General features: G+C 37.2%; 15 protein-coding genes and 1 tRNA gene. 5 read left to right on the top strand and 11 right to left on the bottom strand.

Annotation, left to right across the window (positions count from 1 at the left end; all coding sequences use genetic code 11):
• Positions 1-22: 22 nt before the first annotated feature.
• Positions 23-1,084: an outer membrane protein assembly factor BamC gene (gene bamC, locus GQR47_RS06330; RefSeq protein WP_024596443.1), complete on the bottom strand. Its 1,062-nt coding sequence runs from the start codon at positions 1,082-1,084 to the stop codon at positions 23-25.
• 358 nt (positions 1,085-1,442) lie between these two features.
• Between bamC and GQR47_RS06325 the strand changes: the two genes are divergently transcribed.
• Positions 1,443-1,976 (top strand): ACT domain-containing protein, encoded by a 534-nt coding sequence (locus tag GQR47_RS06325; protein ID WP_007583906.1) that lies wholly within the window; start codon positions 1,443-1,445, stop codon positions 1,974-1,976.
• An 11-nt stretch (positions 1,977-1,987) separates the two neighbouring features.
• Entirely contained in the window at positions 1,988-2,467 is a 480-nt protein-coding gene (gene bcp, locus GQR47_RS06320) for a thioredoxin-dependent thiol peroxidase (RefSeq protein WP_002963124.1), read from the top strand.
• Positions 2,468-2,608: 141 nt separating this feature from the next.
• On the opposite strand, the gene GQR47_RS06315 is transcribed toward bcp, so the two are convergent.
• The 4 genes from GQR47_RS06315 to queE form a co-directional block, all read right to left on the bottom strand.
• Positions 2,609-4,924, bottom strand: coding sequence for a DUF262 domain-containing protein (locus GQR47_RS06315; RefSeq protein WP_024596444.1), 2,316 nt, complete (start codon positions 4,922-4,924; stop codon positions 2,609-2,611).
• Positions 4,925-6,145: a putative phage abortive infection protein gene (locus GQR47_RS06310; protein ID WP_024596445.1), complete on the bottom strand. Its 1,221-nt coding sequence runs from the start codon at positions 6,143-6,145 to the stop codon at positions 4,925-4,927.
• Between the two features lie 352 nt (positions 6,146-6,497).
• Complete coding sequence (locus GQR47_RS06305; protein WP_024596446.1) at positions 6,498-7,241, bottom strand: class I SAM-dependent methyltransferase; 744 nt, start codon at positions 7,239-7,241, stop codon at positions 6,498-6,500.
• A 226-nt stretch (positions 7,242-7,467) separates the two neighbouring features.
• Complete coding sequence (gene queE, locus GQR47_RS06300) at positions 7,468-8,133, bottom strand: 7-carboxy-7-deazaguanine synthase QueE (protein WP_024596447.1); 666 nt, start codon at positions 8,131-8,133, stop codon at positions 7,468-7,470.
• A gap of 145 nt (positions 8,134-8,278) precedes the next feature.
• Between queE and queC the strand changes: the two genes are divergently transcribed.
• Positions 8,279-8,935: a 7-cyano-7-deazaguanine synthase QueC gene (gene queC, locus GQR47_RS06295; RefSeq protein WP_002960416.1), complete on the top strand. Its 657-nt coding sequence runs from the start codon at positions 8,279-8,281 to the stop codon at positions 8,933-8,935.
• A 94-nt stretch (positions 8,936-9,029) separates the two neighbouring features.
• Here queC and GQR47_RS06290 read toward each other — a convergent pair whose 3' ends face one another.
• Positions 9,030-9,479, bottom strand: coding sequence for an isoprenylcysteine carboxylmethyltransferase family protein (locus GQR47_RS06290; RefSeq protein ID WP_024596448.1), 450 nt, complete (start codon positions 9,477-9,479; stop codon positions 9,030-9,032).
• 368 nt (positions 9,480-9,847) lie between these two features.
• Between GQR47_RS06290 and GQR47_RS06285 the strand changes: the two genes are divergently transcribed.
• The gene (locus tag GQR47_RS06285; protein ID WP_024596449.1) at positions 9,848-10,090 is read left to right on the top strand and encodes a hypothetical protein; all 243 of its coding nucleotides are present in this window, start codon (positions 9,848-9,850) and stop codon (positions 10,088-10,090) included.
• A 4-nt stretch (positions 10,091-10,094) separates the two neighbouring features.
• On the opposite strand, the gene GQR47_RS06280 is transcribed toward GQR47_RS06285, so the two are convergent.
• From GQR47_RS06280 to GQR47_RS06260, 5 genes are all read right to left on the bottom strand, one after another.
• A complete protein-coding gene (locus GQR47_RS06280; protein ID WP_024596450.1) occupies positions 10,095-11,117 on the bottom strand; it encodes a hypothetical protein in 1,023 nt (340 codons plus the stop codon).
• A 101-nt stretch (positions 11,118-11,218) separates the two neighbouring features.
• The gene (locus tag GQR47_RS06275; RefSeq protein ID WP_024596451.1) at positions 11,219-11,899 is read right to left on the bottom strand and encodes a tRNA (adenine(22)-N(1))-methyltransferase TrmK; all 681 of its coding nucleotides are present in this window, start codon (positions 11,897-11,899) and stop codon (positions 11,219-11,221) included.
• The gene (locus tag GQR47_RS06270; RefSeq protein ID WP_024596452.1) at positions 11,900-12,838 is read right to left on the bottom strand and encodes a class I SAM-dependent methyltransferase; all 939 of its coding nucleotides are present in this window, start codon (positions 12,836-12,838) and stop codon (positions 11,900-11,902) included.
• A 2-nt stretch (positions 12,839-12,840) separates the two neighbouring features.
• On the bottom strand, positions 12,841-14,835 hold the full coding sequence (gene uvrB / locus GQR47_RS06265; protein WP_039487290.1) for an excinuclease ABC subunit UvrB: 1,995 nt from the start codon (positions 14,833-14,835) through the stop codon (positions 12,841-12,843).
• Positions 14,832-16,211, bottom strand: a complete 1,380-nt coding sequence (locus GQR47_RS06260; RefSeq protein WP_138489356.1) for an MATE family efflux transporter — start codon at positions 16,209-16,211, stop codon at positions 14,832-14,834. Before GQR47_RS06260 ends, uvrB begins: the two co-directional genes overlap by 4 nt.
• Positions 16,212-17,264: 1,053 nt before the next feature.
• Between GQR47_RS06260 and GQR47_RS06255 the strand changes: the two genes are divergently transcribed.
• Positions 17,265-17,341 (top strand) — tRNA-Asn (locus GQR47_RS06255).
• The last annotated feature ends 11 nt before the right edge of the window (positions 17,342-17,352 follow it).

The raw sequence follows: 17,352 nt of genomic DNA, 5'->3' as shown, positions 1-17,352 counted from the left end.
TTGTGGTAAAACTTATTATTATTTAAATTTTAATGCCGCGCTGAATGAGTGCTGCTTCTAATGCTTGTTGTAAACCATTCATAGTACCTGGCTCAAGCGTTTCGCCTTTATCATCCATCCACGTTAAGCTAGTACCGCCTTCTTTAGTTTTGCTTACTAAAATTTGGTATTGGCCTTCATCAATAGGTAGTTGAGCTACGTCATCACCCCAAATTGAATCCCAAACGCTTGTTTCTGGTTTAGTATAATCTGCAGTAATTAAGCCCGTATCTGGGTTAATTTCAACAATAGAGAACGACAAGCGCTCTAAAAACCCAGAGAAACGGTCAAACACAGCTTCGTAAGATTGCTCAGTTACAAGTGCTGCATTACCTTTATTATCAAAGCCCATTTCAAGAGAAATAATACCTTGGCGTTTACGCATATCAACTTCAAGTTGACGGTAACGATAATCAAACTCGCTCACTACTTGGTTAAGCGCACGTACTTCTAGCTGCTGCTTGAGTAAGTCTGTTAGCGTTTTATCACCTTTAAAATCAATCAGCTCTACACGTAAAGACGCAGTGCGTTGATGTGATTTTTCTTCAATAGTGAATCTAAACTTTTCTAAATCATCGTTAACTTCATCGCCCCACCACCAAAAACCTTCTTCGGTTTTAATGATTGAGTACCAATCAGTTTCAATAATACCAAGTAGCTTATCTTCTTTAGTAGTTCCTGCATTATTATCAGCTAGGACAGATTTAATCGTATCCCAAAGAAACTCATCTAAATCAGCAATGCCATCATTTTTATCAAAATAAATACGCGCTTGTTTATCTGTCTCTTCTACCCAACTGCCTTTCGCAATTGTTAATACTTGTGCCGGTGGGCGGTAATTTGTAGCTTCAGGATTATTGTCGTATTGACCTACATCCATTTTATAAACTGGGTCTTGAGCTGGTTGAGATAACGACGCTGGTGCTTTTACAGGCTCATGCGTACGATAGTTACGTTCGTCATGTGCCTTATTAATAAATACACTACACCCTGATAAACTTACCAATACACTTACTGCAAGTGCTTTTGGGATCCAATACTGCACAGATATTTCTCCTTAGCATACCCTTTAATTGTTTTAACAAATATATGAGTGGGTAATACCGATTTGGTTCAGTGTAAAATCAATATTAACTTTACATTTATTATTTGGCTGCCTAAATGCAATAAAGTTCAGCACTTCAACTTAGTAAGCAACTAAGCGCAAATAAGCAAATTTTAGCTATGGTACTTTCCCGTGCCAGTAAAAACAAGAAACACCGCACTTTAAAAGCGCTTAATTAGCGTGTGCTGTAGTTTAGAGCCCTTTTTGTGTTAAACTTCGCCGCCGTGCAACTTCTCGTGTGTATTTTTGGTGTTGCCAACTCGGTTGATATAATCCAAGTAACAAGGTATTTGAACTCATGACTGCATTTTCAAATCATCAAATTGTTTTAACAGCGATTGGCGAAGACAGACCCGGTATAGTAAGTGAACTAACCCAACTGGTTAGCGATTGCCACTGCAACATTATTGACAGCCGAATTGCTATTTTAGGCTGCGAATTTACCTTCATAATGCTACTTAGCGGCGACATGTCGGCAATAAGCCGCATAGAGCACGTACTGCCCACTAAAGCCATGGAACTTGGCCTGCTAACCATGATGAAGCGTACAGCAAGTCATACTCCTAGCGAGTTTTGTGCAGGTTACACACTAGAATACACAGGCATAGACACCCCTGGTACATTGAGCAAAGTAACGCGCTTTTTTGCCGACAATAATATTAGTATTTGCTCACTTAAGTCAGACACTTATTCCCAAGAAGACAACATAAAGATGCGTTGTGAACTTGAATTCAACATACCTGTTGATGTAGATATAGATCAATTTAAAATTAGTTTTGAGAGCCTTTCTCACACACTAAACGTAGATTATATTTTTAAACGAATTCGTTAAGGATGCTAAACATGAACACAATTAGTCCATTACAAGCTGGCGATACTGCACCCGCTTTTAGCCTACAAAACCAAAACGACGAAACAGTAACATTAAGCGAGCTGTTAAAAGAGCAACAAGTGCTTGTGTACTTTTACCCTAAAGCGTCAACGCCGGGTTGTACTGTACAAGCCGAAAACCTACGCGATGAGCAAGCACAGCTTGCTAAATTTAACACACGCGTTGTAGGTATTAGCCCAGATCCAATTAAGCGCCTTAAAAACTTTGAAACTAAAAAAGAGCTTAATTTTGATTTATTAGCCGATGAAGACCACGCCATTGCTGAAGCATTTGGTGTATGGGGCTACAAAAAGTTTATGGGAAAAGAGTACGATGGTATTCACCGTTTGACGTTTTTAGTAGGCCAAGACGGTAAAATTAAACACCTATTTGATAAGTTTAAAACTAAAGATCACCATCAAGTAGTGTTGGATTATCTCGCAGCAGAATAAGTTAGCTGCAGAATAAGTTTGTGGCTGAGTAAGTTAGCTACCAGCTATTAGACAAATACAGAAAAGCGTTGCTCAAGGGCAACGCTTTTTTTATGCTAGTTATTAAATATTTGGGTTTAGTCAATTTAATTTTACTAAACATTAATATTTTTTCTGCGCAACCTCCACCATTTCTAGAAATTCACTAACGTACTTTTCATCAATCAGGACATTGTGGGGATTTAACCTTTTCATTAATAATTGTCTAATATCAAAAATAAAATCTTCTCTATTAGCTAAAACTTTATCTCTAGATGCATTAACCAAGATGAGCCAAGTAACATAAAAATCCTGAAGAGTTCTCCTGAAAGATTTATTATTATTAATATTCAAGAAATCAGTAAATAAATCTTTAGTCGTATTACCACCAAATAAATCATTAAGTAAGCAAATTAAATCATTAGTTTTTTTAATACTTTTCAAAAATGTTTGTTTTTCAATAGCCGTGCTATCTAAATCAAATAGAAAATCACTAAACCCTTTTTTATCTTTAACGCGGCAAGTAATAGTTTTTTGCCTAGGAAAAAAACCTATAACTTCCTTAGGATCACCTTTGTAGTGCATGTAAGCAAGTGTAATAATAAGCTCTTCATTAAGCATTCTATCTGGCTTGCCCTCTTTTATTTCTCTAAAGAAAAACCAATTAGAAAGGTTGCTATTTCTAATGTTTTTAATCTCTTGAATAACATCCGGAGCTACAATTGAATTCCACATTTCAAAAGAATTTGGTTTAATTGGGTAAGGTTTGTAGTTCAGCCTAATAAATAAATCTATAGGATCAAAGCTATCATTTTGTAGCTCGTCGATCACAATTACATCTAGAACAAAGTCAAGTATTTTATCTTGCTGGAAAACATCTAAATCGGTATACCTCTTACCTTCTAAGCCTTCTAAGACTTTAAGCCCTTTTAGCTTAAAACTGTTATTTTTTGAATACACGACTTTATTTGATTCATTTTTATAACTTTCGCCTAAGAAACCAATTATTGAAAGTAGCCTTTGTTGTCCATCGACAACCTCTTTGACACCATCGATCCTTTTAAAAACAAAAATTGGAGGTAAGTTGATTCCTAAAAGTATGCTTTCAATTATAGATGAAGACTTTAACAAACTTATTTTCTCTTGCCTTTGATAGGAAGGACGCAAAATATAGTTTGAAGATTTAATATCCTCTCTAATCTCGTCAATATCAACAGAAGTAGGGTTCGGCTTATGTAATCTTAAGTTAGACAGATCATCTAATGATTTGGCCGTCTCTTCTGCAGTTTGTTTCTTATTTTTAAAATCTTTACTGAAAGTGTTCGAGCGAATATAGGGTCTGAAATCGAATTCAACATCTTGCTCTAAATAACGGGCAGTTGCCTCATGTCTCGAGATAGTGTTTCCATAATAATGAGCATTATCGGTAGAATAGTAATCAATATTTTTCTTTAGATAGTTGGCAAACTTATCAGGTTCAACTTTATAAGAAATATTTTCATTATAAAATATAGAAAGAGCCCATAATAAAGTTTCAAAAATATACTTATTACCACGGTAACTTTTCATCCAAGGTGAATTATGAATATCTAAAACTTCATTAATAACAATATAAAAGTCATTATATTCTTTTTCAATATCCTCCGAATTATTATTAGTGAAATCGTATAAAATATCGATTATTGAAGTGCGCTCACTTGAACCTGCATATTTAGCTATCGGGAATTGATCAAAAACTCGATACTTTCTGATTGTATCTAAGTTTTGAGAAATAGTATCAGCCTTATAAACCTTATCTAAATCTATTTTTGGGAAAAAACATTGATTAAATGAAATGAAAAATGAATCATCACTTTTCATTCTATCTTTAAACAATTCTGAAAACCTATCTGTATCATACTTAGCGTTATCTAACTCATCTCGAGACAATGGAGTTATACCAGTATTATACCTTCTAAATATTTCTTTCTTAACTTTATCAATAATATCTTCGTTTAAAGTAGGATGATTAATAACTTCAAATTCAAACACACGAATATTAGAATCTAAAAAGGTTCTTTGATAAAACTCTGGTAATTTATTGAAGGAATTTCTACTCAAGTCTATTAAGTCTGTGAGTCCCTTACTTGATAAATTAAAATCATTTTCTTTAAATTTCTTTAATGTTTCAAAACGTTGCCTTCCATCAATGACCTCGACCTTTGAACCAGCTTTGAAAAAAATTAGTGGAGGAACTTCAGTACCCAAAATGACACTTTCAATAAAAAATGATTGCTTTTGATTATCCCATACGTAATTCCTTTGGTAGTATGGAGTATAATTTATTCTTTTCAGGTTTCTTTCGCTTAAAAGAGTTTTAACAGAAAGGCTTCTAGAAGTTATTTTTAATGAACTCTGAAAAACATCTCTGAATTGATCCGCTTTAGTTGTTTTTTCCATTTAAAATTCATCCTCATTAAGGTTGATCAATTCATCTGTCTTTATGGTTATACAAAATGCTATTTTTTCTTCAAACTCTATTTTTGATTTTTCTATAGTAATTTCTCTATCTAACAGATATGTTTGGAAAATTAAAATTTCATGTGAAAATAAGTAAATAAACTCTCCGATATCAATATTGCTTAATCCATTCTCAATTTCATTTTGAAAGTACAGCTTTATGCTTATATCATCATCAAAGTAGATACCAAATATCACTTTTAACTCATCAAAATCTTCTTCTATTTTAGGTTTATCATTAGTAACATCATAATATCTTGGTAAATTTTTCCTTAAAAATGCACTCAATAGATCAACTAAATTAATCAAAGAGCCATCATCACATTGTGGTTTAAAATTAGCTAAGGAGGGCAACTGTAGGATAGGCAGGTGCTTTAGCAAGTTATATTTTAAAATAAAGGACTGTACTTTTTTACCAAAAAACGTATATGAATTATAGGATAAAATTATGAGCTCATTATCAGATAATTGAGCCCTTAAAATCTTTGCATAATAAAATTTTTCTTTATCTGTAAGGTTAGGTGAATCATCAATTATTATGATTAGCCTATAAAAAGATCTAAAATATCTCGATAGCTCCTCGCTTTTTTTGTCATATACTTCGATAAACGAGTTAACAAGATTTTTCCTATGCAATAGCGGGTTTGCATCATAAGTTTCGCTGTGGTTAAGTACTTCATCAACTAGGCTTTTAAAATAACTTGGTTTAATGACATTTAAGTTATTTTTTATATTTAAGTAAAGGTTTAATAATGAATAAAAGCTTGATTCAAATTGTTGTGTCATTGCTGTTTTGCTTTGTTCTTCATAAACTCTTCTACTAAGCTTTTGCTCATTTCTATTCAATTTGAACTCTTCAATTTGCTGCTCTAGCGCTGCAACTTGAAGTGTTAATGCTTGACGATTATTATCTAAATCAACTCTTTGCTCTACAAGGGCTTTATAAAATAGGAACACTCCAGCGAGTGCCCAAATTGACCCTATAAAGCCACCTATAAAGTCACCAAACTGTCCGAACTTCTCAGCATTAATTTTTCGTGAAGTACTCAGTGAAATCTCATTCCAAAAAAATAATGGAAATGCACTAAATACGACAATTGCGCCAATAATTATAATTGTCGATATGGCTTTTTCATTTTTTAGGTAGTGCAATAGATTCATTCATATGTCCCTTTAAATAGAAAACTAAAATACCCACCTTGATGATGTAGTATCTTAATTGTGATATCAAGTAGAAAATCTTTCATAAAGTCAATTTGTTATAGTTGGTAATAACGTTGCTCCCCCTATTTTTTATTAAGGGTAACGCTATAAAGATGAACTTTTATATCAAAAATAAGGTATTGATATGCACAGAAATTCAAATAATTTACTGTGTCGGATGGCGCTTCGCTTATCCGACCTACGTTTTCAAATATATAATGCGGGGTTATTAGGGGCGTGGATATTGGAGGTTCGTTGGGTTTCGCTGCGCTCTACCCAAACTTTTATCTCTTCTTGATGAGTGTTTATCTTAAATTTTTACGCAGACAAAAATGGCGTTGCCTGAGCGCTCTGCCCATGGGGTTATTTTGTCGTAGTCATGTTCAAATATGTGGATTTCAAAGTACGGTTTTAAGGCTTCTTTAAGCTCGGTATAACTAAAAGCCACCATTGGGTGCTCGTCGTGCCATACGAGTGTTTTATCTGCGGTGGTTTTTTCTATGCTGAGTTTTAATAATTGTTTGCTGCCAGTGCCACCGTAGTGCCAGCCAGATCGAAATGTGAAGAAGCTATTTTCGCTTGTTGCGGTGTGCTCTACAAATGAATCGCTGTCGATTTTGTTTTTATCAACCGTGTTAAAGCAAAATATCCCACCTACATTTAATGCATTGTGCACGCTAGCAAGGCACTCTTTTAACTTATCAATTCCGTCGCAGTAATGCAGTGAATACAAAAAGCAGGTAATTAAATCCAAGTGCTCAGTGACCTTAAATTCACTCATGTTTTGCAACGAAAATTGCGCTTCTGGGCAGCGAACTTTTGCTTTATCGAGCATTGGCTGGTTAAAATCAAGCCCACTACTTTTATAACCGTTATCAATAAAGTGGCGTACATGCGGGCCGGTGCCACATGCTAAATCGAGATGGGTGTTTGCGCCATTACCAAAAATTTGGTGCAGCCTGTGAATAGAATTGCTTTGGGCTTGATAATTAATATCTGCACACATTAAGTCGTAGTAATCAGAAAGGTCGGTGTAAAGCGCATTTGCGGACATATAAGCCTAGTGGTAAGTAGTAGAATATTTTTAAGTCGCGCATAGTAAACTAGTTATGGCTATTAGCGAAGAAGATATGAGCTTTAGGGTTGTCGGGTGGTGCTTCGCTTATCCGACCTACGTATTTAAATATTATAAAACGTTATTAGAAAATTGTGCGGAAGTAGAGGTTTGTTGGGTTTAGCTTCGCTCTACCCAACATACGTAATATAACTTTAAGCTGGCTTTAACTAATTCCTAAATACTTATGTACTTGTATTGATAAGCGCCAGTTTTTGGCAATACAGGTGTCGATTGCTAATTTGGTTGCTGATACTTTTTGGCTAATTGGCTGCAAATAAACAAGCTTTGGGTTAACGCCTGTTTTTGCAAATAATTCTTCTAACTCTTCTACATGCTTTTGCATGGCAACGGGGTGTTTAATTTCGTTGGCACGCTTCATCGCGCTGGTAAGTACTTCGTAACCGCCGCGCATATTGATTTTTGGCGATACCGTTACCCATGTTTGCTCTGGGGCGAGTATTTCAAACGTGCCGCTGGTTTCTATTTGTGTGCTAAAACCGTGTTCGTGTAATAAGTTACATACTGGATTTAAATCAAACATGCATGGCTCGCCGCCGGTAATTACAACATGCTTTGCGGTATACCCACGCGATTGAAACAACGCTAAAATTTGCTCTGTACTGGCGTTAGCCCAATGATCTGAGTCGGCTTTTTTTTCTACGGTTTCATCCAGCGATACTTTATATACATTATCAACATCCCACGTTTGCTTAGTGTCGCACCAAGAGCAACCTACTGGGCAGCCTTGCAGACGTAAAAATATTGAGGGTGTGCCAGTAAAGCTAGCTTCACCTTGAATGGTTTCAAACACTTCATTAATTTTGTACAAAAGAGATCTCACTTACTACCTAGCAGCCAAATTGCTACTATTAAAAAACCAAAAAGCGCTGTGCAAAAATTGTTATTTAAGCTGCGGCCGTGTAGTATATCGCGCCCTGATATAAACCTCTATTAAAACTAAGAGCAAAACAGATATGACGCAAAAAGTAGTTGTTATTTATTCCGGCGGTATGGACTCATTTACCGTATTAAATAAAGCCCTGCAACAAGGCCATGATGTATATGCCCTTTCATTTGACTATGGTCAGCGTCATGTAAAAGAGCTTAAAGTAGCGGCAAGTGTGTGTGAAAAATTAAACGTTCCACATAAAATTGTTGATATTTCGGCGATTAACCAACTTATTGGTGGCTCATCACTTACTGATGATATTGACGTACCTGAAGGCCATTACGAAGAAGAAAGCATGAAAAGTACGATTGTACCTAATCGTAATATGATTTTGCTCTCGCTTGCTGTTGGTTACGCGGTATCACTTAAAGCTAGCCAAGTTTATTACGGCGCTCACTCTGGGGATCATGCTATTTACCCTGATTGCCGTCCTGAATTTGTGCAAAAAATGGATGATGTGTGTCGTATTGCGAACTACGACGCGGTAGAAATTTTTAGCCCGTATTTAAATAATACTAAAATTGGTATTTTGACCGACGGTATTGAAATGGGTTTAGATTACAGCCAAACGTGGACCTGTTATAACGGCCGTGAAAAGGCCTGTGGTAAATGTGGCGCGTGCCAAGAACGCCTTGAAGCATTTGCACTAAATAACATTACAGACCCGTTAGAATACGAATAAGCCGCAATTAATTAGTAATACAATTGCTGCAAACAAAAAAAGGCTATCATCGATAGCCTTTTTTGTTTGTCAGGTTTTAAGTCAATGGTATTGATTAAAGCCAGCGTTTTACGCGCGCTTTATAGGCGGTAAACTCTTCACCAAATAATTTAGTGAGCGCACGCTCCTCGGGTATTATTTGAAAAAACGTTAAATACGCAATAAACCCGATAATACATAAAAGCGCCCACAAGGAACTTAACCAAACACCCCACCCTGCTAAAATAAATGCAAAACCTACGTACATTGGGTTACGCGAAATTTTATAAATGCCGCCCGTAATAAGTTTTGACGCTTGCTCAGGTTTATTAGGATTTACTGTGGTGTTTGCTATTTTAAAGCTCGCCACACCTGCAATACAAAAAACACACCCAATAATGACCAAACTTGCTGCTAGGTAGGTAATAAAAGCGGTGAAATCAATAACACTGTAATGCGCAATAAGCGCCATTATGCCTGCAAAAAACAGCACAACGATAACCGGTGGAATTTTATTATTTAACATGGCAACTCACTGTATTGACTAATTATGTTTATTATATGGTGGCTATGTAGCTATTAAACAATATCTAAAGTGTATAAATGATGAACACGCTCAAAGCTGAACTTATACCAACCTGCATAAATCTTTGATCAATTTAACGAATTAAATTGCACTATAACGTCGTTAAAAATTTTTTATTTAGAACACTAGATACAAAAACTTTTGCCTAGTTCTAGCGTAATTTTCTTAACGTTAAATAGACCCCGTATATAAGCAGATTGGTATTAAATAAAGTATACAAATTAAGTTACAATTGTCAGCTTTATCAAAAGCGCTTAAAGGTTATACTTTAGCCATAAACGAATAATAAAATGAGAAGGAATGAGGTTATGTCTGGAACTACGATGATTGTACTTATTGTGCTAATTTCGGTTGGCTCAGGAGTAGTTTACGATATGTATAAAAAGCATCTTGAGTTTAAGCATAAAATGCAAAACAACAACAGCGATGCCAATAAACAATTAGCTGAAACAAACGCGCAAGTGCTTGCATTAAAAGAGCGTGTACAAACACTTGAGGCTATTGTTACTGATTCAAGCTTTAACGTTAAAGATGAAATTAATAAACTTTAAGTTGTTATAGGTAATTTGGATATAAATGCGCATTTTCTGGCTGCTCAATGCCGTGAGCAGCTAAAAACCCACCAATAGCTTGCCCGCAGCCCTGTGGTGCTCGCCCACTGTCTATCTCAAAGTTTAACTGATTAGCATGTTGCTTACCCATAGAGCAAAGCCCTACGGTGCTTGGCGAGCGCATAGCGATACTTAAGTTACCTATTTGTTCAACTGCAACGTGCTTACTAAAGCGGGCAAAACCTTTGTACTTAAATTGCTCGTTTACATAGTCATTACTTGTGGCCACCAATGCTGCAATTAAGGCGTGTAAAAAGCTATTAGCGGATGAGTCTGCTGTTAAAAACGCGATTGTTTTTTTATTAAACTCGCTAAGCTGGCAATCCTCACACAACAGCTCAACAGTATATAAATGTTGCTCGGCTACTTGCTGCTGACTTTTAAGCTCAATACTTTTTCCTGCAAATACAATACGTTTAAGCACTTCATCAACGTTACTTGTAACCGTTTCGCTTTTAACAAGTTCAGGGTTTTGCGCCATTACAGGTAAATCGTGATGGTTATTAAATGGCGTGCTTGTTGCGCTGCTTTGCATTAACTGAAAAAGCTCTCTTACTTCATGTTCACGCGCTACTTTTAACGCTAAAAATGCGGTTTGAATAAGTTCTGAAGTAGGTAAGTTTTCCTCTACAATCCAGCGTCTGCCAAATAATAGTTTTTTGGCCTTGGCTTCGTTAGTAGATGCGCTTTTTTGGTAGTTATCAGGGCTCAGCACTGCTACTTGCAGATAGATTTCTTCACCTTTTTGTGCAGCGAGCACTCTAAAGTGAGCCGAAAACTCAATACTCTCAAGTACTTCGTTTACGCTTTGAAGCGTGTGCTTGTATCGTAAAAAATGCTGTGGCACCACCCAACTGCTATTAGCTAATTGCACAAGGGGTGCATAAGAAATAGGTTGCTCGTAACTGTGTTGCCATTTTTGCTCATTGCTAAGCAAATGATTAATGTGACTCTTGTTATCTGACATAAATAAACCAAATAAACTCGCGTTGTGCGATATAAACTATGAACACATTACGTCGTCAATGTCGTAATTAGATCACATGTACGCCCTACTTTTGGGCTTTTTTAACTATCGGTGAGTTCTTGATAGTCTGTTATAACTTTTTGATAGTATGGCTTATCTTTATTGAGCATTTTATTATAATGATTTATGAGTTGTCGTTGGTACATAGTGTGCTCTGTACTAGCAAGGTCCCACATTTTGTTGCCTGTATGGCTAATTTCATTATTAGTATTAAAGCTCACTTCAATCACTTCATAAAAACGTTTGTTGTCGTAAACTATTTGTTCACTTATAAGCCCTAAACCGAGTTGTTTTAAACCCACTCGCAACTTATAAGTGTGATGCACTGGGCATAAAATAAACCGAACATTATTTAAATGTTCCACTGCGTTATTAGCAATAATTTGTTGTACTAAACTTAACAACAGCTCACCACCAACACCCGCTATTACAACTACTTGGCTTTTACTTTGAGCAATTTCAATTTTGCCTACATCCTGACATAAGACCTGCCACTGCGGATTTTTATCACAGGTTTTTTGTAATTTATTAATAGATGATAATTGCGCTTCTAAGTCGTTCATTAAAGTGGCGACTATATCTACAAAAATAACCTGGTTTGCAGCTGCGCGTTTTAATAGCGCCATGCCTAAATAACCATGGTCGCAGCAACAATCCCAAATAATATCGTGATGCTGCGAAATTAATCTATCAATGGCAGTTAGGCGTTTACTGAGCTTCATTTAATCAGGTATTTGTGACGTTTTATAGACAAGCGCTTTTAAACTTTTGTCGTTGTCTACTTCAATAAAACGCTCGGTGGGGGCTAGACGCTCAACAAATTCAATTGCGCCTTGGGTGTGCTCGTTTATTAATGCTTTAAACGCATCTTCGCTAAGCTCTGGACTATTAGCGCACAATAATAATTGTGTGCTGTCGCAAAGTAGCTCTGGCAACCTGCGCAGCACTTTTTGATAATCTTTAGTTAATATAAAGCTGCCTTTTTGAAAGCTTGGCGGATCAACTATTATTAAATCAAACGGGGCTGCTTTTTTTAGCTTTCCAAACGACTTTAAAATATCGTGAGGTAAAAAACTTACCCCGCGCTCAAAACCGTTTAGTTGATGGTTTTGCTTGCCGACTTTAAGTACACCTTTGCTCATATCCATGTTCATCACATGATCTGCACCGCCTTGCATGGCGGCAAGCGAAAACCCACATGTATACGAAAACAAATTAAGCACTTTGCCATGCTTGCTGTTAGCCATTACAAATTCACGGCCGCTACGCATATCAGGAAATATTCCGGTATTTTGACGGCTCTGTAAATCAACCAAAAAACGAATGCCATTTTCGGTTACAACATGTGGGTTAGGTAATTGCCCATAAACCACGGTGTTTTGGCTTTGTACGCCAGCACGTTGCTGGTACACAAGTGACGTAATAAGCTCAGGCTGTTTTTCTTGTGCCCACTGCCACACAACATTGGTGAGCTCGCTTAGTGTTTGCTCGTCAATTTCGTCGTACGAAACCAAAAATAAACTGGGCGGGTAAAAGTCTAAATTAATATGGCTTAATGCTTCGACGCTGTGGCCTCGGCCATGAAAAACACGACACAGTTCATTTTTTAAAATTGGCGCGTCTTCAAGCGCAGTAATAAGAGGTGTAAAGTTTGCTGTCATTTTTAATTAATCAACTGTTGTTGTAGTTCATGTATTTCATCGCGAACAGAGCCCGCTTTTTCAAATTCTAGGTCGCTTGCGTATGCATGCATTTTGGTTTCAAGCTGCTTAATTTGCACGGCAATTTCTTTCGCACTAAGAACCTTTTTAGACTCTTTACGAATAAGTTTAAGGTTGTCTTTAGGGGCCGCTTCTTCGCCTACATCCATTACATCAAGTATTTTTTTAGCCAGAGCATGAGGCTCTATGCCGTGCTCAACGTTGTATGCATGCTGAATTTCGCGCCTGCGTGCTGTTTCGTCCATGGCTTTTGCCATTGATTTTGTAATTCTGTCGCCATATAAAATAGCGCGGCCATCTAAGTGACGCGCAGCACGGCCAATAGTTTGTATCAGCGAGCGAGCCGAGCGTAAAAAACCCTCTTTGTCAGCATCAAGTATGGCAACAAGTGCCACCTCTGGCATATCAAGGCCCTCTCGCAGTAAGTTAATGCCCACTAACACATCAAACACGCCAGCTCGTAAGTCACGAATTATTTCTACGCGCTCAACGGTATCAATGTCTGAATGTAAGTAACGTACTTTTACATTATGCTCGCTTAGGTAATCTGTTAAATCCTCAGACATACGTTTAGTAAGTGTAGTTACCAGTACGCGTTCGCCCTTCTCCACACTTTTGTATATTTCTGAGAGTAAATCATCAACTTGATCGCCCACAGGACGTACTTCTATAAGTGGGTCGAGCAGCCCTGTTGGGCGAATTACTTGCTCTGCAATTTCGCCCGCGCAGCGTTCTAACTCAAAGTCGCCAGGCGTTGCCGATACATAAATAGTTTGTGGTGCTATGGCTTCAAATTCTTCAAAGCGCAGTGGCCTATTATCCATTGCTGAGGGCATTCTAAAACCATACTCAACAAGGTTTTCTTTACGGCTTCTGTCGCCTTTATACATTGCGCCAATTTGCGATACGGTTACATGCGATTCATCAATAATCATTAATGCGTCATCAGGTAGGTAATCAAGCAATGTTGGCGGCGGATCGCCTGGCGTACGCCCCGATAAATAACGGCTGTAGTTTTCTATACCCGAGCAATAACCTAGCTCGGTCATCATTTCTATATCGTATTGCGTTCGCTGTGCTACACGTTGCTCTTCTACTAACTTGTTTGCACTGAGTAACTGGGCGCGTCGCTCTTTTAGTTCTTCTTTTATTTTTTCGATAGCGCCAAGTATTTTTTCACGCGGGGTAACATAGTGCGTTTTAGGATAAATAGTAGCGCGCACTATGTGCTTTTCAATTGCACCGGTAAGCGGGTCAAAAATACTTAAGCGTTCTATTTCATCATCAAACATTTCTACTCGTACAGCAAATGTGTCTGATTCTGCTGGGAATATGTCAACTACTTCGCCACGTACACGGTATGTACCTCGGCTAAAATCTATATCATTGCGGGTATATTGTATTTCAGCAAGGCGGCGTAGCATGTCGCGTTGATCTACTTTTTCGCCCACTTTTAAAAGCAGCATCATTTTCATGTACGATTTAGGGTCACCCAAACCATAAATAGCCGATACCGATGCCACAATAATGGTGTCGCGACGCTCAAGCAATGCTTTGGTCGCACTTAAACGCATTTGCTCTATGTGCTCATTTATCGAAGCATCTTTTTCAATAAATGTGTCGCTAGATACAACATAGGCTTCTGGCTGGTAGTAATCGTAATACGATACAAAGTATTCAACCGCGTTTTTAGGAAAAAACTCTTTCATCTCGCCGTATAGCTGCGCAGCCAATGTTTTATTGTGCGCCATTATTATTGTTGGACGATTTAAATCGCTAATAATATTGGCCATAGTAAAGGTTTTACCTGTACCGGTGGCACCTAATAACGTTTGGTGTGCAAGCCCCGCTTCTAACCCTTCGCATAGCTGTTTAATGGCGGTAGGCTGATCGCCTGCTGGTTTGAAATGTGATTTTAACTGAAAATGGTCGCTCAATTATTGCACTCCTGTAACGATTCGCCGCTCAGCGCTTCTAGTTTTTTCATAAACCATTTATATGCCACTATTGCTGTAAATAAATTACCTATGGCAGCGCCTATAAATAACCCTAATAATCCGGCTATTTCGTTGCCGATATAAGCAAATGGTACATAAAATATGAATAAACGAATAACGCTTAGTACCAATGCGTTCATTGGTTTGTGTAAAGCATTAAACGATGAGTTTGATAATATGATCACCCCTTGTAAGCCATAGCTTAGTGGGATGGTATAAATAAAGAGCTTAATTACATCTATTACGGCTTGTTCTTTACCAAATAATTGGCTTATAACACCTGAAAATGCAATTAGTAATACGTAAATGGCAAATTGCCATACCATCACAAATTTTAGTGTGCCGGTATACGCTTCTTTAACACGGCATAATTTGCCAGCCCCAAAGTTTTGACTCACAAATGGCGGTAATGTCATCGATAGCGCAAGCACTAATATACTTGCAATAGATTCTATCCGGCTTCCTACTCCAAATGCGGCCACGGCTTCTGGCCCATGATGCGCTACTAAGGCGGTCATTACGGCCATTGCAACGGGTGTAAGCATGTTTGCACCTGCAGCAGGTAAACCAATTTTTAATATTTTACGAATAGCGCCAGTTACAGTTTGCTTGCCCGCTTTGAGACTCAACAAACGTTTTTTAACCGCTAATATATATAAAATAATAACCACAGCGACCGACCATGCAACAACACTTGCTATGGCAGCGCCTTGAATTCCTAACGCGGGTACCGGCCCAAAGCCAAATATAAGTATTGGGTCAAGTACGGCGTTTATTAGCCCGGCTCCGCCCATTACTATACTTGGCGTTTTGGTATCACCGCTGGCACGCAGTACCGAATTACCAATCATTGGGGTTATTAAAAATACGCTACCGATAAACCATACATTCATGTATTCGTGTATTAACGGCAATACTTGCGCGCCCGCTCCTAGCAAAGTAAATATGGGGTCAATCAGTAAATATCCAACAGATGACAACACAATAACCAGAACCACACCAACCATTAAAGAAATACTGGCATCAAAACGTGCTTCATCAATTTTATTACTGCCGAGCGCTTTCGCTATTACTGCTGATGTACCGATCCCCAGCCCTATTGCTAAGCTGATAACGGTAAAAGTAACCGGAAATGTAAAGCTCACGGCAGCTAGTGGTTCGGTGCCAAGTAAGCTTATAAAAAAGGTGTCTACAATATTGAACATCATTAGTGTGATCATGCCGAATATCATCGGTATGGTCATCGTCTTTAATGTAGGCAAGATAGGATCGTTTAGTAAATCTGGGCGAGTCTGAGATTTTGAAATTGCGCGCATGAAATAAATAGGCCTCTTTTTACTGAACGAATCATTTTAAAGCATCAAGGCAGTTCAAGCCACGGATTTATCACTACAATTGATGTAATTACGGAAGTAAATATTCTAAAAAATAGTAAAACTTGATTTTTACATCTTTTTGTTAAAATAGAGCCTAAACACGCCAAAAAACAATTAAAACACATTTTTATAACTTTTATTACAAACACCCTGTGTTATCTGATGCTTTTTTACACAAAGCAACTACTTGGTTTATCGTTACGAAAAAATTCATTCATGGAGTTACATCTATTAGCCACCAAAACATAACCTACTGTTTTACAATGAATAAAAAATAGTGATTTAAAAGCTTGAAATCGTTGTAGCACCCTAAAACATTGGTGCCGATGATGTTCTTAAAGTTTCATAAACAGAGTTATCCACAGAAACCGTGGATAACTCATTCAAAGCCGCATTTATAAAGGCCTTGAGAGACTCGCAATTTTCGCTGAGGTCCAACCAATTGTTGATTTGCTAATTGTGGCATTTTTATAAACTCACACTGAAAACGCAAGCTTGCCGATTTTTCTTCTTAACATAGTTATACGTTAGTAAATAAAAAACGTTTAATACAAAGTTAAGTTATTGATTGTTCTATTTTTGAGCGAAGATAATAAATGCTCAATTTATAGATCAAAATTGGATCACTATTAAGAGGGAAAAATACTTTTATGACTATTCGTGCAGGTATATTTTTAGAAAATTAAAATAAAAAAGTAAATAAATACGAAGAATACCCCAAAGTAAAAAATGAAATTTTATGTTTTTGAGTTGTTTTTTAATTACAAGTGGCTTTAATGGCGTGTTTAATTTAACCAATTTAAAGACTCAACAATAATAAAACTCGCATTAGTATTCTTAAATTCTTAAAAAAACAGCTTTAATAGAGCTATAAATCACGCAGATCGAACACAAAAACAACGAATAAACCTCTTTTTTCAATTTATGACTTTTATATGTTGACACTTTGCGGCTCCATCATTAATATTTCGCCCCGTTGAAAGGCAAGACGCTTCCCCCTTAGCTCAGTTGGTTAGAGCGACGGACTGTTAATCCGCAGGTCCCCCGTTCGAGTCGGGGAGGGGGAGCCAAGTTTATGTTT

Source organism: Pseudoalteromonas sp. Z1A2, from assembly GCF_011378755.1.
GTDB classification, from domain to species: domain Bacteria; phylum Pseudomonadota; class Gammaproteobacteria; order Enterobacterales; family Alteromonadaceae; genus Pseudoalteromonas; species Pseudoalteromonas distincta.
Note: the sequence above shows the minus strand (reverse complement) of the source record. Positions and strands in the feature narration are given on the sequence as shown.